The following is a 22,570-nucleotide window of genomic DNA, read 5'->3' as shown; positions in this document are numbered from 1 at the left end:
ATTTAAGCTATCAGTTTGAAATTTTAGAGGTGCTTCAGTGAAAAAATTTAATCCAAATAAAAATATTATTATTATCTTGATTTTAGTTATAATTGCAGTCGGTGCATTAAGTTTGACTGTTGCACAACGCGCAAAAGATGAGAAATCGTCTGTGATACAAGTGGTCATCAATGATTCTGTAGCATTTGTTGATAAAGTTGTATTTGCACCCGCACGGTGGTTTGATAATGGTGTTCGCTCTGTACAAAATCTCTTAGTTACATATGAAGAAAATGAACGTTTAAAAGAAAAAGTTGATGCATATGATGCACTAGAACGACAAAATAAATCTTATGAACGAGAAGTTGCGGCTTTGAAAGAAGAATTGGAATTAAATGCAACCTTAACGAGTTTCCAAAAAGTTACCGCCAATGTTATTACCCGTTCACCCGATTCTTGGCAAGATATGCTAGTGATTGACAAAGGTGCAACTGATGGTATTGAAGTAAATATGGCAGTGATGGCTAAACATGGATTAATTGGGCGTGTATTAGAAGTAAATGCGATGTCTTCTAAAGTAGAATTACTAACATCTGAAAATCAAACAAGCAATCATTATCCTGTGCGTATTAGTACAGAAAAAGGAGAGGTTTTTGGTTTATTAAAAGGCTACGATGTTACTCGTGATGCGTTAGTGGTAGAACAATTAACAGGTAAAACGCCAATTTCAAAAGATGATATTGTTCAAACGTCGGGCCTGGGAGGTAACTCACCAGCTGATTTATTAGTGGGCACCGTCATTGAATCAGAAGTTGATAAGTTTGGTTTAGATCAAAAAGTTTACGTAAAACCTTATGCACACTCGCATGATCTTTCAGTCGTTACAGTTATTGAACGAACAGTAGGGGACGAATAAGTATGCTAAAAGAAGAATCATTCAAATATTACGCAGCACCAATGTTCTTTTTTATGATGTTAGTGGATGCCCATTTGACACGAACTTTTCTTTCTTGGAGTCATGGAAATTACATTTGGAGCACACATTTGCTTTTACTCGTAATGTTTTTTGTAGTTACACGTTTATCACAACGATACATGATTATTTCTGCTTTAATCATTGGAAGTATCTTTGATGTATATTATCTTGGTGTTTTAGGAATTTACGCAGTAGCATTTCCTTTAGTTGTTTGGTTAATGTATTTATTAGAAGAGACACTTTATAAAAACCTTCTGACAGAAAGCTTTGGTTGGATTATTTTAGTCACTTGTATTGAATTAATTACATTGGGCATCCAACTATTGTTTAAATTAACATCAATCAATATTGTTTATTTTGTCGCACATTTCTTAGGCCCAACCTTATTGGTAAATATTTTAATTTTTACCGTATTATATTACCCACTATCGAAACTATTTTACTCAAAATAGTTTCTTTTTTTTAGAGAAAAAAAGAAAAATTTTCAGAAAAAGCAAACATTTGTTTGAGAGAAATGAAATATATTTGTAATATTTCTTTTATTTCCCTGTCATATGCGTATGTTACAATCTGTTTGTCGTTTAAATTAGAAGTTTAAGAAATTTTAAACTTAATTAACTATTTATTAAATAAAACCAGTCGGAGGAATGAAACGTGAAGAAACGTGTACTTACCGCATTACTAGCATGTTCATTAACACTTACAGCTGTTGCACCTAGCATCGTATTAGCTGATGACTTTGATCAACAAATCGAGCAAAAAAACAAAGAGATTAGTAACTTACAAGCGCAACAAGCAAGTATTCAAGATCAAATTAGCTCATTAGAAGGTCAAATTTCTGATATCAATAACAAAGCTGAAGAATTAATTGCAAAACAACAAGAATTAGCAGCACAATCTCAAAAATTACAAGAAGAAATTGCTGATTTAGAAGTACGTATTGAAAAACGTGAAGAAGCAATCCGTAAACAAGCGCGTGATGTTCAAGTAAATGGAGCAGATACTAACCTTGTAGAAGCTGTTTTAAATTCTGATTCATTAACAGACGCAATTGGACGTGTCCAAGCGATGAGTACTATCGTGAACGCGAACAACGAATTGGTTAACCAACAAAAAGAAGATAAAAAAGCTGTTGAAGATAAAAAAGCTGAAAACGAAGCGAAACAACAAGAAATCGCTGAAAATCAAACTGCTTTAGAAGCTCAAAAAGGTGAGATTCAACGCAGTCAAGCTGATTTAGACTTCTTGAAAGCTGACTTAGCTTTACAACAATCTTCAAAAGAAGATGAGAAAAAAGGTATTCAAAAACGTAAAGCTGAAGCCGAAGCTGAAAAAGCTCGTATTGCAGAACAAGAACGTTTAGCAGAACAAGCTCGTAAAGCAGCCGCAGAAGCAGCTAAACAAGCACAAGCTGAAAAAGAAGCAGAGGAAGCAGCAAAAGCACAAGAATCAGCTGTACAAACTTCTTCTCAAGAGCAAACACAAACTGAACAAACAGAAGAAGCAGCATCAACAAATTCAGCACCAGTTGAAAATTCTACAACTCAAGAACAAACAGTTGTAGAATCAACTGAAAAAGCTGAAGAAACAGCTGTGGAATCAACAAATACACCAGTTGCAGAATCAACACCAGTGTCAAATTCAACAACTGAACAATCAACTTCAACACCAGCACCTGTTGAAGAAACACCAGTTGTAGAGTCAACGCCAGCGGAGCAAACGCCGGTCGTTGAAACGCCTAAAGTTGAGACGCCAAAAGTAGAATCTTCTCAACCAACTGGTTCAGTTGTAGCAGAAGCATATAAATACATTGGTGTACCATATGTATGGGGCGGAAAAGATCCAAGTGGCTTTGACTGTTCAGGTTTCACAAGCTATGTTTATCGTAAAGCAACAGGCCGTGAAATCGGTGGTTGGACTGTTCCTCAAGAAAGTGCTGGCTCAGTAATTTCTGTAAGTGAAGCACAAGCAGGAGACTTATTATTCTGGGGCTCACAAGGTAGCACTTACCACGTAGCTATTGCATTAGGTGGCGGACAATACATCCACGCACCAGCACCAGGACAATCAGTAACAGTAGCTTCAGTAGCTTACTTTGCACCAAGTTTTGCAGTACGTATGTAATTTCAAAGCTGACGAATGAATTTTCGTCAGCTTTTTTCTTTTATAAAAAATAGGCAACGAATAACCCCAAACTTAAAAAAGGAACAAAAGGCAGACATTGAAAATGTGTCTTTCGCAAGAAATAACTAACGAAAAAAACACCTAAAGCAGAAACACTTGCTACAAATAGTAGTAAGGAAAATTGTTCAATTGTTAACCAAGGCACCCATAACCCCAATAATAGCCAATCACCCATTCCCATAGAATCTCGGAGACTAAACCAAAAGAAAATGCCTAAAATCACTAGCAGTGAAAGTGTTGACAAATAAAAAGGCTGATGAAAATAAAACATGATACTCCATAACAACAAATGTAGAGGATAAAGAATTTTTGGCTCAACCAAAAAGTAAAAATAATCAGTTAATGAAAGTAAGGTAGCTGTGGTTAACCAAAGAAAGGCAATTAATTGCATAGAAATCGTTGGCTGCACCCAACAAAAATAAAAAATCCCACCATAAATTATTTCAATTAACCAAGTAATGACTGGAATACGTCCGCCACATCGTTGACAACGAAAACCTAAGAACAGATAGGAAAAAATAGGAATTAATTCCCAAAATCGCAGGGTGTTGTTACAATGGTCACATTGCGAACGTGTAGTGATAAAATCCTTTTTTAGTGGAACTCGCTGTGCAATCACACACAACAAGGATCCAAAACAACTACCGATAAAAAAACAAAACATTGACTTCACTCCTTTAGTATTAAATACGCAAAAATCATGAAGAAAACGTTAAAGAATGCTTGAGAAATTTTCTCAAATAGAGGCTTTCGTTGTACATTTTAGGCAATCCGTAATATGCTAATCATGTAGAACATTTTAAGGAGGAATCAGATATGAGATACGAAAAAACAAAAGAAATTTTAAATCAATTGGTTGCTGACTTAAGCCAATTTTCAGTTGTAATTCACCAAACTCACTGGTATATGCGTGGGCCAGAATTTTTAACTTTACACCCTTTAATGGATGAATTTATGGATGAAATCAACGATCAACTAGACGTGATTTCAGAACGTTTAATTACTTTAGATGGTGCACCATATTCAACATTACAAGAATTTGCTGATAACACTGGTATCAAAGATGAAGTTGGCACATACGATCGTACAATTCCTGAACGTATGGAAAAATTAGTTGAAGGCTACCGTTACTTATCAGACCTTTACAAAGAAGGTATTGAAGTTTCTGGTGAAGAAGGCGATGACAGTACACAAGATATCTTCACTGGTTTCAATACAGATGTAGAGAAAAAAATCTGGATGATTCAAGCAAAATTAGGTTTTGCACCAAATATCGATCCAGCACACGAAAAAGTAAACTAAGATTTGCATAAAGGAGCAGGCTTTTTGAAAGCTTGCTTCTTTTTTTCATTTTATAAGAGAAAAACGTTGACTTTATGCCTTATTCTAGGTAATATATTAAATGGTATTGTTTGCCCCACAAGAGCCCCGGAAACTCAAGTGTATGTCAAACATTCGAAATCGAAATTGGAGGAAAAAAATCTTGCGTACAACATATATGGCCAAAGCAGGCGAAGTAGAACGTAAATGGTATGTAGTAGATGCGACTGATGTTCCTTTAGGACGTCTATCAACTGTAGTAGCATCTGTACTACGCGGTAAAAACAAACCAACATTCACACCACATGTGGATACAGGTGATTTTGTAATCGTAATTAATGCAGATAAAGTAAAATTAACAGGTAAAAAAGCGACTGATAAAGTATACTACCGTCACTCAAATCACCCAGGAGGATTGAAATCAATCACTGCCGGTGAATTACGTGCTAAAAATTCTCGTCGTTTGATCGAAACTTCTGTAAAAGGCATGTTACCTAAAAACACTTTAGGTCGTGCTCAAGGCATGAAATTGCATGTATATGCTGAGGGAACTCATCCACATGCAGCTCAACAACCAGAAGTTTTAGACATTACTAACTTAATCTAATAGGAGGGAATTTCATTGGCACAAGCACAATATACAGGCACAGGCCGTCGTAAAAACGCAGTTGCTCGCGTACGTTTAGTACCAGGAACTGGTAAAATTACTGTAAACAAAAAAGACGTTACTGAATATATTCCACACGCTGACTTGCGTGAAGTTATCAACCAACCTTTCGGCGTTACTGAAACAAAAGGCGCTTACGATGTATTCGTAAACGTTAACGGTGGTGGATACGCTGGACAATCTGGCGCAATCCGTCATGGTATCGCTCGCGCTTTACTAGAAGTAGATCCTGATTTCCGTTTAGCTCTTAAACGCGCAGGCTTACTTACTCGTGATGCACGTATGGTTGAACGTAAAAAACCAGGTCTTAAAAAAGCGCGTAAAGCAAGTCAATTCTCAAAACGTTAAAAACAGCTTCATATCAGTACTTTCAGGCGTTTCGCAAGTCACTTTGCGAAGCGTCTTTTTTTGAGTTGACACCATTGTTGACACCATTCCGGTCTGACTCTTTTTGAGACAATTTACGATAGGCAATTTCACCAATAGGCATTTGAATCACATTTGGTGTATTTACATAAGTTCTTGTGATGTTTGTATCGCTGTGAGTCAATGCTTCAGAAATCTGTTCTAGAGCGACACCAGCTTGTTTGGCTAAAGTTGCCCCAGTATGCCGTAACTTGTGTGGGGTCGCATGGGTAAGGTGTTTATGTCGTCGCTCAATGGATTTCATACGGTAGTTCAAATAATCTGTATGAAGCCTTTGGTTGATATTCCCTTTATCATCAAAGAAGGTAAAGAGTAGCTGTTCTTCGGTTTGTTCGATTTCAAATTGAGCTAGTTCTTCTTTTTGTTGGACTTTCCACTGTTGAAGTAATTGCTTTAGTTCATTCGGAATATGGAAAATTGTCGTTTTATTCCCTTTTGTGCTTTTTTCATTGCCGAATTTATCCAAGGCTTTGCCAATCGTAATCTGGGAAGTAGTGAAATTCACGTTCTTCCATTTGATGGCATAAGTTTCTGATTTGCGATCAGACAAAAAGAAGGTGGTTAGAAATAATACATAGTCCTGTAAAGTCAATTGCCCACTTTCATAATCACTTTGGACGGCAGTTAGCCATTCTTGAAGTTGTTCAAAGGAGAGGTATAAATCTTCTTCTTTTTTGGCTTCCTGCAATTTGTTTTTCTTAGTAGCGTTAATCCGTTTAAGCGATTTTTCTAGTTTGTTCCGTTCAATGTATTCAAGCTCTTCCGCCCAATCAAAAATAGAATTAACGTAGCTACGTAGTGTTTTAAAGTTTGCATATTCGGCAGCCTTTTGCGTCATGATTTTTAGAACAAAGGCTTTGTTTTGATTAAGATAGTTTAACGTGTATTTCCCAAACATTGGTAAGATATGAAGACGAAAAATATCTTTTGTATTCGCGATTGTAACAGGAGTGGGAGACTTCGTGTTTCGAGAAGTTAAACCAGCTGTATAAGCATCAATCCAGATATCTTCATAGAAATCTTTGAACAGTGCTTCACAACCTAATTCAAAAGCATTCTTTTCTTTATTTTCCCGTAGCTCTTTAATCTTGGCATAAAAATCAATTTCTGCTGTTTTTGCCTCCTTTCTAGTTTTGAAATAAAGTTTGTTTACGCCTATCATCTCTTGGATATCTTGTGGATAGTAAAGCCGTAAACGGTAAGTTTAATTTTCTATTTTGCTAATTGCCATAGTATTTCCCTCCGAGTTTGCGAGCCGAAATCAAATACTATATATGGAGTATAACGATGTCGGAATTATTTTGCTAGGCTTGCTAGCCATTGATCAATGGCGATACGGTCAAATCTATTTGAACCGTGGATTTGAATGAAGGGCAAGCCATCTTTAATCCAGCCATCTAACGTATTATTGGAAACCTGTAGATAGTGACAAGTTTGCTTTTTATTCATATAGCGGTGTTGCAGGTTTTCCTATGTCTTAATTTTTTCGATTTCAGTTGTGATTAAATCAGATAGTTGAGTAGAAATGATTCCCATCTGATCATCGCTGAGTAAAATTTTCATTTCGGTCATATTCTCACTTCCTTTGAATTTTGCGTAGGGAATAATGAATTATTTTTTTATCTTGGTATAGCGAACATTGCTTTCTTGAAAATCCATCACTTGTTCTGGAGTTGCACTTTCGTTTATCGCACTGTAAAATATCGGACGTCTTACAAGATACTCATTGGTATAAAGTACGTCTTGATTTGTGATGTCAAAAGGTTGATCCACGAGTTGCTTTGTGACGCTGGGGACTTTGAGGTTACGGGATTTGAAGAATGCCTTCTTCTTATGCTCTTTCAAATCTAAGTCCTTATCAAAATATTTACTAATATAGCGCCCGCGATTTTCGATGCTATCTACATCAATCTTGTTGATTTTGACAAATCCATGTCCCCAGATGGTTGTAAGGCAATTGACGGAGATAAAAGGAAAATCAAATAAAATGATATGGTAATGGATCGCACCTCGTTCTTGCTTTTCCCACGTGGCTAGGTATTTTAGATGTGCTTTTTTTGTGTGATAGAGTTCGTAGTTTAGTCGTTTGATAAATTTTTTGAATTCATTATTCGCATAGGCAATGTCTTGAATTTTTTCTCTGAAAGTGAGAGTTAAAAATTTTGTTCGATTGTCAAAGTTCATATCTACGAGTCGGGCAATTTCAAAACGCATATTTTGATAGTATTTTTGTTTTCGTTTTAAGCTGTCGTATTGTCCTTGAGCGGATAGTTCATCATAGTTTTTTCTTTTATCGCTAGTTGGATTTTCTTCTTCATAAAGCCAAGCTAATTCTTTTTTTCGTTTTGGGTTGGTTTCAATATTTCCTGTTTTTTGTTTAGGAGTAATGATTGCTTCATAATCATAAATTTCAAGGTACGTGGGAGTCTCAATGATTTTCTGATTATAAGCTATCAAAACCATCACTCCTTGATGTGTATTCAGTTGTCAAAGAACCATCATTTTTCGCCTGATGTTGTTCTATAAATCAAGTTAAGGGGAAGTCCTGCAAAGCAGTCCTTCCAGCCTATGGATTTATTGGGCGGTCTTAACGGACAGAAGCGGCTCTATGGCGCTGCCTCGCCGTTTTGTCCTAACCACCCAACAAACCCATAGGAAAATTAGTTTTGCGTAGGGTTACCTTGTTTTTTCGGAATCAAAGCTACGGCATCTGCCGTGGCCGATAAACCATAACTGACGAATTGACCGTTAGAGCGACCCCAAGGTGCAATCACTAAATTGGTAAATGTAACCATGGCTAAACCTTGTTGGGTAAGCTCTTCTGGAGTAATCACAGGAGTTTCAGATTTGACTTTGACATTGATTTTTTCGTAGCGGAGTTTTGGTAGGATACATTCATAACTCCAACCTAGAATTTCTCCGTCTTTTTGCCAGCGAGTAACATTAACAACTTGGTATTCTTTTTCGAGTTTTTCTTTTGGTAAGGTAAGATCGTTGATTTTAATTGGCATAATAGCCCTCCCTTTTATATATACGATAATTTATACGATTAGTTTAAAAAATATAGATGGCCATCTATGGTTTTTATTTTATACGTTTATTTATACGAAGTCAAGAGAATTAGCAAAAAAATATATACGAAATTTTATACGAGTGATATAATAGGGAAAAATGACAAGGAGGAAGTAATCTATGTTTGGCTTATTACAACCTGATAAAGTGAAGGTAGGACAACGAATCAAAGAAATCAAAGAGAGTATGAATCTGTCCTTTACAGAGTTAGGAAATCGCTTGGGAATAAAGAAACCAACAATCAGTTCCTATGTTCAAGGCTATGCGCTAGCTCCTGAAAGTGTCATTAATCAATTATCTAGTATTAGTGGGAAATCGGTAGGCTGGCTTTACTTTGGCAGCGTCAAGGAATACATTGCGGATTATCTAAAGTTGAAAGGGCAAGGTGAATTGATAACATCCTATCCTGAAGTGGTGGACGAAATCAGAGAAGAGTTTTTTACTGGGAATTTTAAAAATCCAGGATGGGAAAATGAAGTTGGTTATCCGATGGAAGAATTTATTGATGATTGCTTTGCTGATATTTTACCAAAGATCATGACTCGTTATGTGTCAGATATTGTGAATGAACAAGTTGTCAATGCAGATAAATTGAAAGAGCTAACGGATAAGGAAAAAAAAGAGACAGCGGCTATTATCGCATTGTATACAAATGACTTTGTAGAAATGAGCGGCGAAATAAAGTTTGGTGAAAGAGATAAAATCATTAAAATGGTAAGCAATTCGATAGATAATCTTGCACTAAATGGAAATATTGAATTTCCAGAAGAATATTTGATTGGGAAATTAATCAATGTGTTGGATGACGATAAAGCCACGGAAAGGATAATTTCTGATTTATCACAAGTTCTGACGGCTAAGCCTTTTTGCACCCTATATGGTGGTGAAGAATTGGTACGGATATTTCAGTCTATGCGACCAAAGTTGATGAAATTATACGTGGAGAAGACGCCGAATGAGATTTCTGAGTGGTTTGAGAAATGAAAATTTAAATTTTGAGTATACGATTAATGTAATATCTAATAAAGAAATCAAAATATTTACGAACGTATTTTCGTATGGTAAAATAGAAATGTTCTACATTTGTAGAATATAATTCTAAATAGGTGTAGGTGTTTTGGTTATGGCGTTTTCATATGACAAATTATGGAAATTATCAATTGATAAAAAAATTAATAAAACACAGTTACGAGATATTGCAGGTATCACAAACACCACTTTATCAAAATTAAGTAAAAATGAAACTGTAAGTATGGACTCGCTTGCACGTATTTGTCGCACACTTAATTGTGATATTAGTGATATTGTAGAGTATATTGATGAGGAGGTCATTGTAAATGAGTAAAAAATATAGTGTCATTGACCTTTTTTCTGGTGCAGGTGGATTGAGTCAGGGATTTGTTCAGGCAGGTTTTGATGTTTTAGCAGGTATAGATTTTGATGATGCAGCACTTCAAACTTATAGTCATAATATTAAAGGTGCAAAAGCGTTAAAAGAAGACTTGTTTGATGAAGTAAAGTCTATTAAAGATATTGAAACAAACTTAATGAAAAAAGATATAGATGTAATTATTGCAGGCCCACCTTGTCAAGGCTTTAGTTTAACTGGAGCTCGTGATATAAATGATTCTCGAAACAGACTTTACGTGGCTGTTGTTCACGCAGTTGAGTATTTTAAACCTAAAGCATTTTTAATTGAAAATGTACCCGGAATGGCTACACTATATAAAGGTGCTGTTAAACAACAAATTATTAATACATTTGAGGACATGGGTTATTCTGTTTCAGTGACAGATAAACCTCTCTTGGCAGCTGACTATGGTGTACCACAAATGAGAAAAAGAATGTTTTTTGTAGGTTTTAGAAAAGATCTTAATTATGATTATTTTAAGTTTCCAGAAGCTTATTTAAGTAAAGAGCATTATATAGGAACGGCTGATGCTATATCTGATTTACCACCTCTAACTGATTCATTGGGACAAGAATCAGTTCCATATTCTCAAAAACCACAAAGTGATTATCAAAAATTAATGCGTAAAAATAGTTCTTGTATCTATAATCATGTTGCAACTAATCATACGGATGAAGTTAAGTGGGTAATCAGTCAAGTGCCAGAAGGCGGAAATTACAAAGACTTACCGGAAGGTGTTGGAGATTCTCGTAAGTTTAATGAAGCTTGGACAAGATATCATAGTCAAAAACCATCAAGAACAATTGATACTGGTCATAGAAATCATTTCCATTATAAGTGGAATAGGGTGCCTACAGTCCGTGAAAATGCAAGATTGCAATCATTTCCAGATTATTTTGAATTTCTAGGGACTAAAACACAACAAAACAGGCAAGTAGGAAATGCAGTTCCCCCCCTACTTGCTCAAGCAATTGGAGATAAAATGCTTGAACATTTAGAAAATGGTTTTGTAACTAAAGACAGTACAAATGTTGTTCATTATGGAGATCAACTTGAGTTGAGCATATAAGGGGGGAATCAATTGAAAAAATTGACAAATATAGAACTTTTTGCAGGTGCTGGAGGTCTATTAGATGGATTCGAACAGACGGGAAAATATAGATTGTTGGGTGCTGTTGAATGGTTAAAGCCCCAGGTAAGAACATTGGTTCACCGCTTGGAAACAAAATATGGTGAGGAATATGCGAGTGATAAAGTTTTAAACTTTGATATACAGAGAACTGATGAGTTACTTAATGGGTGGGAAGACGAAAAATTTGGATTAAATACAGGTCTAGATTCGTTAGTAGGAAATAATGAAGTAGATGTTATTTCTGGAGGACCACCTTGTCAAGCTTATTCTTTAGCTGGAAGAATTAGAGATGTTAATGGTATGAAAGATGATTACCGGAACTACCTCTTTGAAGCCTATTTACGTATTGTAAATCATTACAGACCTAAAATTTTTGTGTTTGAAAATGTAGAAGGAATTTTGTCAGCTGTGCCATCAGGGGAGTTGATTACTGACTTAGTTAGGAAAGGCTTTGATGAAATTGGTTATGAAATTGTAGATGATCTTAGAAAATATGCCTTGCAAGATTTGACTGAATTTGGTGTTCCTCAAAAAAGAAAACGAGTCATTATTATTGGAATTAGACGAGATAATGATAAAACGGATTATCAAGACTTATTGCACCGTTTCTATGATGAAACTCTTTCGATAGCTAAAGTGAAGAAAATAAAAACAGTTAGAGATGCTATCGGTGATCTACCTGAAATTTATCCAATTGAAAACCCTGTAAGTAAGCTAAATGCATATTCAAATAATACTGGTATTAATGGTCATAATAGTCGTTTCCATAGTTTACGTGATCAAGAAATTTTTTATGATTTAGCCATGGATATTCAGAGTGGAACGAATAAATATAAGACCACAGAAGCATTAATAGACCTCTATTTTGAAAAAACGGGAAAACGTACAAATGTTCATAAATATCATGTGCTCAGATGGGATGAACCGAGTAATACTATCCCTGCACATTTGAAAAAAGATGGTCTGCGTCATATACATCCAGATCCTCGTCAAAAAAGATCAATCACTGTACGTGAAGCCGCTCGTTTACAAACTTTTTCTGACGATTTTGAATTTAATGAATCTATGGTTGCAAACTATGAAATGATTGGAAATGCGGTGCCGCCACTTTTTGCAAAAAAATTAGGACTGCTTCTACCTGGGCTTATTCAAGATATAAAAAATGAAGAGAAAAATAATGCGGTGCTAGCAATTTAGCTCCCGCATTATTTTGGTTAGACTGAAAAGTCAGCGTAGTATACTCCTTCTTCAATTAGTGAAAGTGTAATGGTCGTACGACCATAATTTTGCAATGTTTCATAGGTAATCTCTTCATCAACTTCAACACCTAAACGATTGCGAATATAACGTCCCAAAATGCTTTTCTTTGATATACGTTCTCCATTTAGATAAGGTTGTTTTGCACTATATGAAGCTAATTGCTTAGGGCACTTAACTCCATTTACTTTTTGAACTCCTTCAAATGAAGCAGGCATTATTACGCCATCATCCCAAAGTAATTCTATGGGATCCGAGTTTCTTCTCCTCCTACCCTCGGGTGTTTCAAAATCGTTATCATAAGGCTTTATTAGGTTTTGTTGTTCATGATAGATATATTTTGGAAGTCGAATATACCCATCTCCAGGTGCAACGTGACCGTTACTAAGCCCCCAATTTAATCCGCTCTTCGGCATTACAGTGGGTGCCCCATTTTGCATAGAATACAGAGGAATATCAATTGTAAATTCAACATCACTTAGATCTATTGGTAATTCAGAGGTCTGGGTAGATAGATCAATTTCAACTTGTTTTCTATTAATTACCGGATTTTCATTGGAGTTTTCTAGTATAAAATTGAAGTAGTTATCTAATGGTAAAAATGTATCTCTAGTTGCATCAGCTAAAGACTCTCTAAAGTCTGTTCTCAAACCATTTGAAGAGAAATTTGCTGATCCAATCAGAGCTGATATTGTTTTTCCTTTTCTTTTCCAAATATATATTTTTGAATGGATTTCTTGTGTGGAGTACCTTAATGTGAGTTTATGATTTTCATTTTTTATTTGTTCAAGAGAATGGTGAAGTCGGGCATCAATGCCTTTAGGATACATTCCACCAATTACCGTAACAGCCATTGGAAGCTCTTCGAGGCGTTTTACAGGTGAGGGACCTAAATATCCGCTAATTACTATCAATTCATCAGGTTCCTCGATTAGTTCATGTTTACTAAAAATAATTTCTTCTAAGCCTTCATAATATAGCATCGCATTTTCTCCCTTCGAACTTTCTATCACAATTAATTGTATCAAAAAATAGAATGTAATGAAATCTTTGTTATTTTAGCGTGATATGCCTTGTAGAGAGGTCATGGATAGCTTTTTTGGTACGTAATTAATTGACACCCTGCTAAATTAACTCTTAGAAAAGTCTATCTTCAGAATAAGTCTTTTTTGCTTTATTTAACAGATAATAATAGTGATATAATTACTTTTGAACAATGCTATCTAATTAATACATGGCATTTAAATATTGAAATTTATAGGGGAGAAAAGTCTATGAAGCTCAAAAAAATGATTCTTAAAAATTATCGTTCAATTGGTGATGATGAACAAGTAATTGATTTTGAAAATTTGACCATGCTTATTGGAAATAATAGCGTAGGAAAAACCGCTGCTTTATCAGGACTAAACAAATTATTTTCTGATGTTCCGAATGAGCGTGTATTGAAGCGTTCAGATTTTCACTTACCAAAGGGTATTCAACCTGAGGATTTTAAAAAACAAGAGTTAGTAATTGAAGCAATTTTTGAATTTGATGAATTACTAGATGATCAAGTTGAATCTAGCCCTGCAATTCCAATTTTTTTTGAAAGTTTTATCGTAGAAGGTCCTGATTCATTACCTAAACTACGTGTTAGGTTAGAGGCAAGTTGGGAAGATGGTAATACAGTTGATGGTACTATTGAAAGTAATATTTATTTCATTACTTGTCCAGAAACAAGTGAAGTTACAGATGATAACAAAAAAAATGCATCTAGACACGATTTGAATAAAATAAGATTAATCTATGTACCTGCAGTAAGAGATCCGGGTAAGCAGTTAAAAAATGTTTCTGGTAGCATGATTCACCAAGTAATGAATAGCATCAATTGGAAGGATGAAACAAGAGAAAACGTAAAAGAACATATAGATAAGATAAATGAAGATTTTTCTGTTGAAAGCGGAGTTAATATTCTTAAAAATGCAATTCAGAAAGAGTGGTATGAATATCAGTCAGATACACGATATACGAAAGCAGATTTAAAATTTAATGCTACAACTATTGATGCAGCGGTAAAGAATACTGAAGTCTTATTTTCTCCAACGGAGACGGGAAGAGAGTATTCCATCGATGAAATGGGTGATGGGATGAAATCATTATTTTATATATCGATAGTAGATAGTATTTTAGCTGTTGAAGCAAAAATAAATGAAGAAATGGTTAATGGAGAAGATTTGTCTTTTACAAAAGAACCTCCTGTATTGACTATTGTTGCTGTTGAGGAACCAGAAAATCATATTTCTCCTCATATACTTGGGAAATTAGTAAATAAACTAAGAGATATATCAAAAAAAGGAAATGCACAAACTATTATTACATCGCACTCACCAGCAATTGTAAAAAGAATAAATCCAGAAGAAATCCGTCATTTCCGAATGAATTATGGCACTTTATCAACATCGATTAAGAAACTGACTTTGCCTGATAACGAGACTAATTCAGATCAGTACAAGTACGTAAAGGAGGCTGTAAAAGCATATCCTGAAATATATTTTGCTAAGTTAGTCATTTTTGGAGAAGGTGATAGTGAGGAAATACTACTACCTAAATTTTTTGAAGCAGATGGATCTGGTCTTGATAGTTCCGGAGTATCCATTGTTCCTCTGGGTGGTCGTCACGTGAATCATTTTTGGCGGCTAGTTTCTGATTTGGGCATTCCTCATATTACCTTGTTAGATCTTGATTGTGAACGGGAAGGCGGCGGTTGGGGCAGAATTAAATATGTAATTAAACAACTTTTACAGATAGGTATAAACAGAGAAGAACTTCTAAAGCTAAAAAACGGTAAACTTTTAGATGATGATGGACTCAATGAGATGCATTCTTGGGTAGTAAAGAATGTTGATAGTATGAATAACATTATAACTCGTCTCGAAAATCATAATGTATATTTTTCTTCTCCTTTAGATATCGATTTTATGATGTTGGAAAGTTACGGTCAGGACTACATTTCAACTATTTCAGATAGAGAAGGACCACGAATAAAGTTAAGCGGCACCAACAAAAAAGTTGTTGATTTAAACGATTCAGAAAAAGAGTTGGATGAATTTCAGGAAAGAATTATCCATGATATCGGAAAAACTTTAAAAAACAATGATGCTACCGGAATTACTTACAGCGAAACGCAAAAGGAATTAATGATTTGGTATAACTATTTCTTTCTAAATCGTGGAAAGCCAAGTACCCATATAGCCGTTCTTTCTCAAATCTCTGATGCTAAGTTAATTGAACAATCACCTGAAGTTTTGAAAAGAATGATATTTGCTGCAAAAAAAATTATTTCGGAGCATGGTGATAATAATGAGTAATTATATTGCTAGTACAGAATGGATTCCTGCCGACGGATTAACTTTAGAACCTAATGCTATTGCAGCCATTAAAAGTGAAGAAAATATTCTTGTCGTAGCGGGGCCGGGGGCAGGTAAAACAGAATTACTTGCACAAAAAGCAGGATATCTATTTTCAACAAATAAATGTCCGACACCCAAAAAAATTTTAGCTATAAGTTTTAAGAAGGATTCTGCGGAAAACCTAAAAGAACGTATTGAGAAGAGATATGGTAAGAAATATGGAAGGCGTTTTACATCACTAACTTATGATGCGTTTGCTAAAAGGATGTTGGATCAATTTTTTATGGCTTTAGCTGAGGGAAATAGACCCTCAGCCGAGTATAGTATTGGAGATAATGCAGAAATTAGAAAGGCTTTCTTTGAGTGCGGATTTCAGAATGACGAAAACATGCGAGAATATGATTTAGATAAATTGTTTGATGCTAAGCTAGCATCTGTCACATTGCCCATACAGAATTCTAATTTAATTGAAAGAGTTTGGAATAAATTATTAAATGGTAGTGAAAATATCTCACCTTCATTGACCTTTAAAATGATTTCTTTACTAACAACTTATATTTTTCAATCAAATGATTTCTTGAAAAATAGTTTAAGAGAGACATATTCGCATGTATTTCTTGATGAGTTTCAAGACACAACTGATATCCAGTACAATTTAGTACAGACTTGCTTTCAGAGCTCGAGATCAATTATTACTGCTGTTGGTGATAACAAGCAAAGAATAATGGTATGGGCTGGTGCAAGACAAACAGTTTTTGAAGATTTTCAAAAAGATTTTTCAGCCTCAAGAATTGAGTTACTGATGAACCATCGATCAGCTCCTAGGATTGTAGAATTGCAAAAGATGATGTATGAGGTATTAAGTGAAAATCCTGTAAATATTGAAACTTCTGCAAGGTGGGAGCAAGATGCTGGTGAAATTGAGTTATTATTGACAAATAATGATGATGATGAATCCGAGTACATTTCATTAGATATTTTTCGACAAATACAAAATGGAATTAAACCAAGAGATATTTGTATTTTGGTAAAGCAGACGCCAAACAATTATGTAAGCAAAATCATTGAAAAATTAAAGGATAATGAAGTACGTGCAAGAATTGAGATTGAATATCAAGATTTGTTAAAAGAGTCTATAACTAACTTACTTATTAGTTTCATTAAATTATCTATTAATCGTCAATCACCTGATGAACGAGAGTATGTTATGGATACAATAATAAACTTAAAAGGTATTGGAGAAAGTACTTTTGAGACTAAATACAGTACAGAACAAAGAAATCTATCTAGCATCCTTGATGAAGTTTGTGAAAGACTAAAATCTGTTGATTCTCGAGTTGATTTGAAAAATATTCTTTCAAATATTTTGAGTTATTTTGATGTGCAAAAATTAAAAGCTATGAATCCTACTTATACACAAGGATCATTTTTTGATAGACTAGTTGAGCGTGTTGAAGAACTTTTGTGGAATGAGTATGAACAAGTTTCTAATTGGGACAAGGCCATCGAAAATTTCGTTGGAGAGAATTCAGTTTCTATTATGACTATACACAAAAGTAAAGGATTAGAGTATGAAGCAATTTATTTTGTCGGTCTTGAAGATGGAGCGTTTTGGAATTTCAAAAATCAGCCTGAAGAAGATCGCCGTGCTTTTTTCGTAGCAATTTCGCGTGCAAAAGAATTTTTAACCTTTAGTTTTTGCAAACATAGATCAAGCACAAGAATTTCGTACCAGAGTCATAATAATATCAATGAATTTTTTGAGCTGCTTCAACAACCTGGAAATGCTAAAGTTATAGATTTGACAAATTAAGATTACAAGGATGGATAAACTGGCGATTTTTTTGATCATACTTTTGATCTTCTCGAATAGGTTTTACTGACAATTATCAAGGTTTTACTTTTGTCTGAAAGTTGATTTAAAGCGGTTTGTGTTAAGTGAGATACAACATGGTTCTCATGAAACACATAATATCGTCTTGTAGATAGTTCAGATGATAGCAGAAATTCTATCTTAGCATGAAATATGAGAATGGAGAAATTGATGCTGCGGTATATGATATACTTACTATCAACTTTTATGAATGAATTACCAAAAAACTTTGTTCAATATTTATTAGGTAAAGTTTTCCAGTAGGAGACCATCTCATCTTAAATATTTTATGTACATGTATTAATTAGTATTTGATTGGCGCGCAAGTAATTGACACCATTGCTTTCAAATAATTTGAAAGTCAATAAAATTTTTTTGTAGTCTAATATCTCTAAATCGTTGCTATTAAAGCATTATGAAGCTGTTAAAAAAATGGTTGGGCTAACCAGGTCTTAAAAAAGCTCGTAAAGCTCGTCAGTTTTCAAAACGTTAATATTACTTATATATCAACGTTTCAAACACCTTTTGGTTCACACCAAAGGGTGTTTTTTTTACGTTTTTTCAAGAAATTCACACCAAAATTCACACCATTACTTTTCGAGATTCCGATATGCAATTTCTCCGACAGCCATAGGGACAATATTTGAAGTATTGACATAGAATTTTGTTGTATTGGTGTCACTATGAGTTAGAGCTTCGGAGATAGTTTCTAAAGATACACCGCTTAATCTTGCTAGTGTTGCTCCTGTATGACGTAATTTGTGTGGTGTAGCATGTGTTAGTTCTGGGTGTCTACGTTTAACGGTCTTCATTTTATTGTTTAAATAATCAGCGTGTAATCGGCTATTGACGTTACCTTTAGAATCAATATAAGTAAAAACATATTGTTCATCGACTTGAAGGATATTAAACTTCGCTAACTCTTTCTTTTGCTGAATTTTCCAAGAGTGGAGTAAAGCCGTTAATTCAATAGGAATAGAAAAAATCGTTTTTTTATTTCCCTTAGTAGTTTTGACACCTTTCTTTCTATCGAGTGCTTGAACTAAACTAATTTCTTTCTTTTTTAAGTTAACGTGTTTCCATTGTAAGCCATAGGATTCTGATTTCCTGTTTCCAAGAAAAAAAGTGGTAAAGAATAAAACATAATCTTTTAGTGATAATTTATCTTGGTCTAAATCTTGTTGAAATGCTGAAAACCATGCTTGTAATTCTTCCTTTGATAGATATAAATCTGAATCTTTTTTCTCTTCTTGTAGTTGAATTTTTTTAATAGCTTTTATTCTTCTAATTGTTTTGGCAATTCGATTATATTCAATATAATCAAGTTCTTCTGCCCAATCAAAAATTGAAATAACATAACTTTTTATTGTTTTGAAATTAGCATATTCTCTAGATTTTTGAGTCATTAAATTGAGAATAACTTGTTTATTATTATTTAGAAAATCAATAGAATAATTACCTAAGAGTGGTAAAATATGCTTTCTAAATATGATTTCAGTATTTTCAATAGTGACAAGGGTTGGTGGCTTAGCAGTAGAAGTTGTTTGTCCTGATTTGTATGCTTCCCACCATACGTTTGTATAAAAATCTGAAAAAAGAATGTTACCATCACTTTCTAAAGGTATGTCTATACCTCCATCAAGTATATTTGAAATTTTAGTTAATAACTCTATTTCAAATATACTTGCATCACTTCTTTTTTTGAATCTTTTTTCAACTACCTTAGAAGAGATCCCTAAAGATGGTTTTACTTCTTCAGGGATATACATTCTAAGTCTATATGTTCCATTTTCTGTTTTTGTTATTGCCATGATAAATTTCTCCTTTTAGTTTGAGCTAGAAAATTATCATAGTAAAATCATAAATCATTTATGATTATTTTTCTAGTCTACTTATCCATTTATGAATTTCATTTTTATCAAATCTAATTGTTTTTCCAATTCTTATGGCTGGCAGTCCTTTGTTTATCCAACTATCTAGAGTATTATTAGAAATATTTAAATACTCACAAGTTTGTTTTTTATTTAGGTAGGGACTAGACAAATTCAGATTGGTAAGATGAAACTTTATTTCTTGCTCTATCAGTTCGGATATTAAAGTTTGAATTTCTTTGACTTGCTCATCTAGTAATATGACTTTCATGTTCTCTACCTCCATTTCATGTTATTATCAATTTTTTAGCATTCTCATTTTTCTTTTACCAGTAAGAAGGTTTGCTTATATTTTTAGTTTAAATGAAGGTATGTAAGCATAAAATATAGTATAATAACTTAAGCTTTATGCTTACATACGTTTGTGTAAAGTAGCTAATTTATCAGTCGTCAGTTGATTCTGTGAGAGCTTTCGACTGATGATTTTTTGCAATATCTATAGAAAATGTTTCTTTTTTTATAGTGTGAATTACACCATTTGTGTCAATGATGGCTTCTGTTTTTCGCATTACTTCTTCCGTAGCATTTAATAGTTTAAAAGTAGGAGTAGCTAATTCTAATCGTTTTTGTACATCAGTCGAAAGAAGAGAGCTTTCAGTTTCATCCAAATAATATTCTTTTTTTGCTTTATTTAGATTTTTACTAGAAAGATATGATTTAGATTTATCTGCCAGCTCTTCGTAAGGCATGGGGGCATTGCTCTTTGTCATATACTTTGCCATATAATTTACAGCTTTTTGTGGCGAATTATATATGGGATAAAAGTCAGCTATACCATATTTCCAGTCTGGAATAATTAATTTTGGGATGGATTTATTATTTTCATCTAAGACATTTCGTCTGTTGTGATTCATTAAATAAAGTGGTTTACCTTTTTCACTTTTTGCTTGTTCAAATGTAATGGACTTGTCAAAGTGTAAGAGAACATGCCAATGAATTCGACCATTTTTTTCTCCGTACTCCGCAATGGCCATATATTTGATCTTACATTTATACTTTCTGACTATTGATTTCCTTCACTTCATAAAAGCATCTTTTGCTTTTAAATAAGAGTAAGAAGCATCATCAGCTATTTCAGGAGAAAAAGTTAATGTACACCAATGTGACCAAATACTTGAATTAGCTAAAGCTTTGTCGATAAATTCTTTCTTTTTTCTTCTTCTTTGTTTCATAATTTTTTCATTGAGTTCTTCTTCAGACAATACTTTTGTAATTATAATCTCTCCTGATTTTTTCTTTACAATATGGGTAGCTTTTCCTTCGTTAGCAGATTGAAAAATGTAGCCTTCTTTCAGTTGATAAGGAACAATCTTACGAGTAGTTTGATATGTTTTTAATTCTATTGAGGAATCTAGTATTTTTAATGCACGATCATATTCTAAAGCTTGATTTTCTAGAACTATCATAAACTCAAACCATCTTCGTTTTCCGTCTGATATCAATCCGTTTTTATCATAATACTTGGGCATAATAATTCTCCTTAGATATTAATGTTCCAAACTTCCCTATTTTATCAAGAAGAGCAGCTGCTTCACAGCCGCTCAGAAACTTGGTAGCTTCGCGTCTGCGACGCACGCGACCAAGTTCAATTATTTGGAATCTCGAAACTCTAGAATTCTTTTTTTTAAAATTTCATTAGGAGTACAATTGTTAAAAGTGATAAACGGTGTTTCAAAGTATCTTGCTTTCGTCCAGTTCAGGTTATCGATCATAATGATACCAGCGCCAATTTCTGAAAATGTGCCAGGTGGTAATTGATCTTGAACCAAATTCAACATGTTATATTCCTGTGGGGTTTGACTACCTAATAAAATTTTTATCGACGTGTTAGAGCGTACTTCCGAACCTTCAAGTAATTTAGCAGGGAAAAATTGTGAGCAAATGCACAAATGGATTGAAGATTGCCGAGCTATGAGAATTAATTCTGAAAGTGATTCCATAATACTTATTGCATGATCTTCTCGTAGTTTTTGCCAACTCTTATTTTTATTGTTTTCTTTATTGTTTTCTTTATTTTTTCGGTCTGTTTTTCGAGCGTTAATCATTATTGCTGCTAGTTCATCTATAAAGCAAAAAACTGGTTCGTATCCGACTTCTGTAGCTAAAATATTTCCTAAATCGAGTTCTTGTATTTTAGAAATTCTTCTTTTCATTTCAGAAATCATTTCTTCAAAAATACGTACAATCTCTTCAGTTGTTCTTCCAATTTTGACGGCGGTTAAATTACTTAAATCTCCATTTTTTCCATCTAGTATAACGATTTCACTAGTTAGATGAGCGCACTCTAAAATAAGGTAGTATAAAAATTGAGTTTTGCCAGAACCATTTTTTCCGGTGACAACCATATGAGGGTTAACCGAATATGTCCACGCTAGATGTTCATTCAATTGTATTCTATTTTTCATAGTTAATTACTAGCCTTTTTGGATTTTTTTTGTAGACAAAAGTAGTGTTAGCTTGTGTTATTATTGGTTCTTCAAAAAAATAATCATTTTTAGGGAACATAATTTGAGACAATAGGGGATCTATTGTTTTTTGTATGTCTGTTGTCCAAACCGCTTCCCATAAAAATTTAAAATAAAAAGTTTCTTTTTCAATATCATAAAAAATTTCAACTTTTGGAAAAATAATTTTCTTCGAAATAGTTTGATTTCTTCTTAATTGTTCATTCAATTTATTTAAACGATAAATATATTTCAAATAACCAAATGGTATTGTTAGAGAAAAATATGCTAGGGTAATTACAATAGAGATAGTAAGAGTAATTATGCTGAATCTTAAAGATTTCATGATTAGTTGAGGAATAGAACTTAAATCTTTAATTAACTCTATATTGATCAACATATTAAAACTAAATGCTGTGATGATTATCAAAAAAATGATAATCATCACGTGTTCAAACGTATCAGCATTAGTTCTTTTCTTTTTAAATGTATACGTTTTGTTTTTCATA

General features: G+C 33.8%; 23 protein-coding genes and 1 pseudogene. 12 read left to right on the top strand and 12 right to left on the bottom strand.

Annotation, left to right across the window (positions count from 1 at the left end; translation table 11 throughout):
* The first annotated feature begins 37 nt into the window (after window positions 1-37).
* The 3 genes from mreC (at window position 38) to DOK78_RS01705 (ending at window position 3,079) form a co-directional block, all read left to right on the top strand.
* On the top strand, window positions 38-895 hold the full coding sequence (gene mreC / locus DOK78_RS01715; RefSeq protein ID WP_207941569.1) for a rod shape-determining protein MreC: 858 nt from the start codon (window positions 38-40) through the stop codon (window positions 893-895).
* A 2-nt stretch (window positions 896-897) separates the two neighbouring features.
* Window positions 898-1,407, top strand: coding sequence for a rod shape-determining protein MreD (mreD, locus tag DOK78_RS01710; RefSeq protein WP_207941568.1), 510 nt, complete (start codon window positions 898-900; stop codon window positions 1,405-1,407).
* A 202-nt stretch (window positions 1,408-1,609) separates the two neighbouring features.
* Window positions 1,610-3,079 carry an NlpC/P60 family protein gene (locus tag DOK78_RS01705; protein WP_207941567.1) on the top strand — a complete coding sequence of 490 codons (1,470 nt, stop codon included), beginning with the start codon at window positions 1,610-1,612 and terminating at the stop codon, window positions 3,077-3,079.
* A gap of 40 nt (window positions 3,080-3,119) precedes the next feature.
* On the opposite strand, the gene DOK78_RS01700 is transcribed toward DOK78_RS01705, so the two are convergent.
* Window positions 3,120-3,803 (bottom strand): prepilin peptidase, encoded by a 684-nt coding sequence (locus DOK78_RS01700; protein ID WP_207941566.1) that lies wholly within the window; start codon window positions 3,801-3,803, stop codon window positions 3,120-3,122.
* A gap of 152 nt (window positions 3,804-3,955) precedes the next feature.
* Here DOK78_RS01700 and DOK78_RS01695 point away from each other — a divergent pair, with 152 nt between their 5' ends.
* The 3 genes from DOK78_RS01695 to rpsI all read left to right on the top strand — a co-directional run bounded on the left by DOK78_RS01695 (window position 3,956) and on the right by rpsI (window position 5,474).
* Window positions 3,956-4,441, top strand: coding sequence for a Dps family protein (locus tag DOK78_RS01695; protein ID WP_207941565.1), 486 nt, complete (start codon window positions 3,956-3,958; stop codon window positions 4,439-4,441).
* Between the two features lie 178 nt (window positions 4,442-4,619).
* On the top strand, window positions 4,620-5,066 hold the full coding sequence (gene rplM / locus DOK78_RS01690) for a 50S ribosomal protein L13 (protein WP_338070869.1): 447 nt from the start codon (window positions 4,620-4,622) through the stop codon (window positions 5,064-5,066).
* Window positions 5,067-5,081: 15 nt separating this feature from the next.
* A complete protein-coding gene (gene rpsI, locus DOK78_RS01685; protein ID WP_016173833.1) occupies window positions 5,082-5,474 on the top strand; it encodes a 30S ribosomal protein S9 in 393 nt (130 codons plus the stop codon).
* A gap of 22 nt (window positions 5,475-5,496) precedes the next feature.
* Here rpsI and DOK78_RS01680 read toward each other — a convergent pair whose 3' ends face one another.
* From DOK78_RS01680 to DOK78_RS01665, 4 genes and pseudogenes are all read right to left on the bottom strand, one after another.
* Entirely contained in the window at window positions 5,497-6,723 is a 1,227-nt protein-coding gene (locus DOK78_RS01680; protein WP_339076391.1) for a site-specific integrase, read from the bottom strand.
* A gap of 125 nt (window positions 6,724-6,848) precedes the next feature.
* A pseudogene (locus tag DOK78_RS01675) lies at window positions 6,849-7,124 on the bottom strand (helix-turn-helix transcriptional regulator).
* Between the two features lie 39 nt (window positions 7,125-7,163).
* Window positions 7,164-8,009 carry a rolling circle replication-associated protein gene (locus tag DOK78_RS01670; protein ID WP_207941564.1) on the bottom strand — a complete coding sequence of 282 codons (846 nt, stop codon included), beginning with the start codon at window positions 8,007-8,009 and terminating at the stop codon, window positions 7,164-7,166.
* 203 nt (window positions 8,010-8,212) lie between these two features.
* A complete protein-coding gene (locus DOK78_RS01665) occupies window positions 8,213-8,563 on the bottom strand; it encodes a hypothetical protein (protein ID WP_207941563.1) in 351 nt (116 codons plus the stop codon).
* Window positions 8,564-8,744: 181 nt separating this feature from the next.
* Here DOK78_RS01665 and DOK78_RS01660 point away from each other — a divergent pair, with 181 nt between their 5' ends.
* The 4 genes from DOK78_RS01660 to DOK78_RS01645 all read left to right on the top strand — a co-directional run bounded on the left by DOK78_RS01660 (window position 8,745) and on the right by DOK78_RS01645 (window position 12,364).
* Window positions 8,745-9,608, top strand: a complete 864-nt coding sequence (locus tag DOK78_RS01660; protein WP_207941562.1) for a helix-turn-helix domain-containing protein — start codon at window positions 8,745-8,747, stop codon at window positions 9,606-9,608.
* Between the two features lie 139 nt (window positions 9,609-9,747).
* A complete protein-coding gene (locus DOK78_RS01655; protein WP_207941561.1) occupies window positions 9,748-9,969 on the top strand; it encodes a helix-turn-helix domain-containing protein in 222 nt (73 codons plus the stop codon).
* Window positions 9,962-11,104 (top strand): DNA cytosine methyltransferase, encoded by a 1,143-nt coding sequence (locus DOK78_RS01650; RefSeq protein WP_207941560.1) that lies wholly within the window; start codon window positions 9,962-9,964, stop codon window positions 11,102-11,104. Before DOK78_RS01655 ends, DOK78_RS01650 begins: the two co-directional genes overlap by 8 nt.
* Window positions 11,105-11,116: 12 nt before the next feature.
* The gene (locus tag DOK78_RS01645; RefSeq protein WP_207941559.1) at window positions 11,117-12,364 is read left to right on the top strand and encodes a DNA cytosine methyltransferase; all 1,248 of its coding nucleotides are present in this window, start codon (window positions 11,117-11,119) and stop codon (window positions 12,362-12,364) included.
* A 17-nt stretch (window positions 12,365-12,381) separates the two neighbouring features.
* Here DOK78_RS01645 and DOK78_RS01640 read toward each other — a convergent pair whose 3' ends face one another.
* Window positions 12,382-13,407 (bottom strand): restriction endonuclease PLD domain-containing protein, encoded by a 1,026-nt coding sequence (locus tag DOK78_RS01640; RefSeq protein WP_207941558.1) that lies wholly within the window; start codon window positions 13,405-13,407, stop codon window positions 12,382-12,384.
* Window positions 13,408-13,698: 291 nt separating this feature from the next.
* On the opposite strand from DOK78_RS01640, the gene DOK78_RS01635 reads away from it, so the two are divergent.
* Both DOK78_RS01635 and DOK78_RS01630 read left to right on the top strand, forming a co-directional pair.
* Window positions 13,699-15,771, top strand: a complete 2,073-nt coding sequence (locus tag DOK78_RS01635) for an ATP-dependent nuclease (protein WP_207941557.1) — start codon at window positions 13,699-13,701, stop codon at window positions 15,769-15,771.
* On the top strand, window positions 15,764-17,626 hold the full coding sequence (locus DOK78_RS01630) for a UvrD-helicase domain-containing protein (protein ID WP_207941556.1): 1,863 nt from the start codon (window positions 15,764-15,766) through the stop codon (window positions 17,624-17,626). Before DOK78_RS01635 ends, DOK78_RS01630 begins: the two co-directional genes overlap by 8 nt.
* 650 nt (window positions 17,627-18,276) lie before the next feature.
* Here DOK78_RS01630 and DOK78_RS01625 read toward each other — a convergent pair.
* From DOK78_RS01625 to DOK78_RS01600, 6 genes are all read right to left on the bottom strand, one after another.
* Window positions 18,277-19,497: a site-specific integrase gene (locus DOK78_RS01625; RefSeq protein WP_207941555.1), complete on the bottom strand. Its 1,221-nt coding sequence runs from the start codon at window positions 19,495-19,497 to the stop codon at window positions 18,277-18,279.
* Between the two features lie 64 nt (window positions 19,498-19,561).
* Complete coding sequence (locus tag DOK78_RS01620) at window positions 19,562-19,828, bottom strand: helix-turn-helix domain-containing protein (protein ID WP_207941554.1); 267 nt, start codon at window positions 19,826-19,828, stop codon at window positions 19,562-19,564.
* A 172-nt stretch (window positions 19,829-20,000) separates the two neighbouring features.
* Entirely contained in the window at window positions 20,001-20,591 is a 591-nt protein-coding gene (locus DOK78_RS01615) for a rolling circle replication-associated protein (protein ID WP_207941553.1), read from the bottom strand.
* 42 nt (window positions 20,592-20,633) lie between these two features.
* Entirely contained in the window at window positions 20,634-21,086 is a 453-nt protein-coding gene (locus DOK78_RS01610) for a hypothetical protein (RefSeq protein ID WP_207941552.1), read from the bottom strand.
* A gap of 120 nt (window positions 21,087-21,206) precedes the next feature.
* Window positions 21,207-22,022 carry an FtsK/SpoIIIE domain-containing protein gene (locus tag DOK78_RS01605; protein WP_207941551.1) on the bottom strand — a complete coding sequence of 272 codons (816 nt, stop codon included), beginning with the start codon at window positions 22,020-22,022 and terminating at the stop codon, window positions 21,207-21,209.
* A complete protein-coding gene (locus DOK78_RS01600) occupies window positions 22,012-22,569 on the bottom strand; it encodes a hypothetical protein (protein WP_207941550.1) in 558 nt (185 codons plus the stop codon). The genes DOK78_RS01605 and DOK78_RS01600 overlap by 11 nt, the downstream gene beginning before the upstream one ends.
* Window position 22,570 lies beyond the last annotated feature (1 nt).

This window comes from Enterococcus sp. DIV2402 (assembly GCF_017426705.2).
Classification (GTDB): domain Bacteria; phylum Bacillota; class Bacilli; order Lactobacillales; family Enterococcaceae; genus Enterococcus_F; species Enterococcus_F lowellii.
Note: the sequence above shows the minus strand (reverse complement) of the source record. Positions and strands in the feature narration are given on the sequence as shown.

Bases quoted from the DNA above. Each gene is read 5' to 3' on its own strand.
- DOK78_RS01600 (WP_207941550.1), bottom strand. From the start codon at position 22,569: ATGAAAAACAAAACGTATACATTTAAAAAGAAAAGAACTAATGCTGAT.
- DOK78_RS01695 (WP_207941565.1), top strand. From the start codon at position 3,956: ATGAGATACGAAAAAACAAAAGAAATTTTAAATCAATTGGTTGCTGAC.
- DOK78_RS01615 (WP_207941553.1), bottom strand. From the start codon at position 20,591: ATGGCCATTGCGGAGTACGGAGAAAAAAATGGTCGAATTCATTGGCAT.
- DOK78_RS01700 (WP_207941566.1), bottom strand. From the start codon at position 3,803: ATGTTTTGTTTTTTTATCGGTAGTTGTTTTGGATCCTTGTTGTGTGTG.
- DOK78_RS01635 (WP_207941557.1), top strand. From the start codon at position 13,699: ATGAAGCTCAAAAAAATGATTCTTAAAAATTATCGTTCAATTGGTGAT.
- DOK78_RS01630 (WP_207941556.1), top strand. From the start codon at position 15,764: ATGAGTAATTATATTGCTAGTACAGAATGGATTCCTGCCGACGGATTA.
- DOK78_RS01620 (WP_207941554.1), bottom strand. From the start codon at position 19,828: ATGAAAGTCATATTACTAGATGAGCAAGTCAAAGAAATTCAAACTTTA.
- DOK78_RS01660 (WP_207941562.1), top strand. From the start codon at position 8,745: ATGTTTGGCTTATTACAACCTGATAAAGTGAAGGTAGGACAACGAATC.
- DOK78_RS01625 (WP_207941555.1), bottom strand. From the start codon at position 19,497: ATGGCAATAACAAAAACAGAAAATGGAACATATAGACTTAGAATGTAT.
- mreD (WP_207941568.1), top strand. From the start codon at position 898: ATGCTAAAAGAAGAATCATTCAAATATTACGCAGCACCAATGTTCTTT.
- DOK78_RS01655 (WP_207941561.1), top strand. From the start codon at position 9,748: ATGGCGTTTTCATATGACAAATTATGGAAATTATCAATTGATAAAAAA.
- DOK78_RS01610 (WP_207941552.1), bottom strand. From the start codon at position 21,086: ATGCCCAAGTATTATGATAAAAACGGATTGATATCAGACGGAAAACGA.
- DOK78_RS01650 (WP_207941560.1), top strand. From the start codon at position 9,962: ATGAGTAAAAAATATAGTGTCATTGACCTTTTTTCTGGTGCAGGTGGA.
- DOK78_RS01605 (WP_207941551.1), bottom strand. From the start codon at position 22,022: ATGAAAAATAGAATACAATTGAATGAACATCTAGCGTGGACATATTCG.
- DOK78_RS01665 (WP_207941563.1), bottom strand. From the start codon at position 8,563: ATGCCAATTAAAATCAACGATCTTACCTTACCAAAAGAAAAACTCGAA.
- DOK78_RS01640 (WP_207941558.1), bottom strand. From the start codon at position 13,407: ATGCTATATTATGAAGGCTTAGAAGAAATTATTTTTAGTAAACATGAA.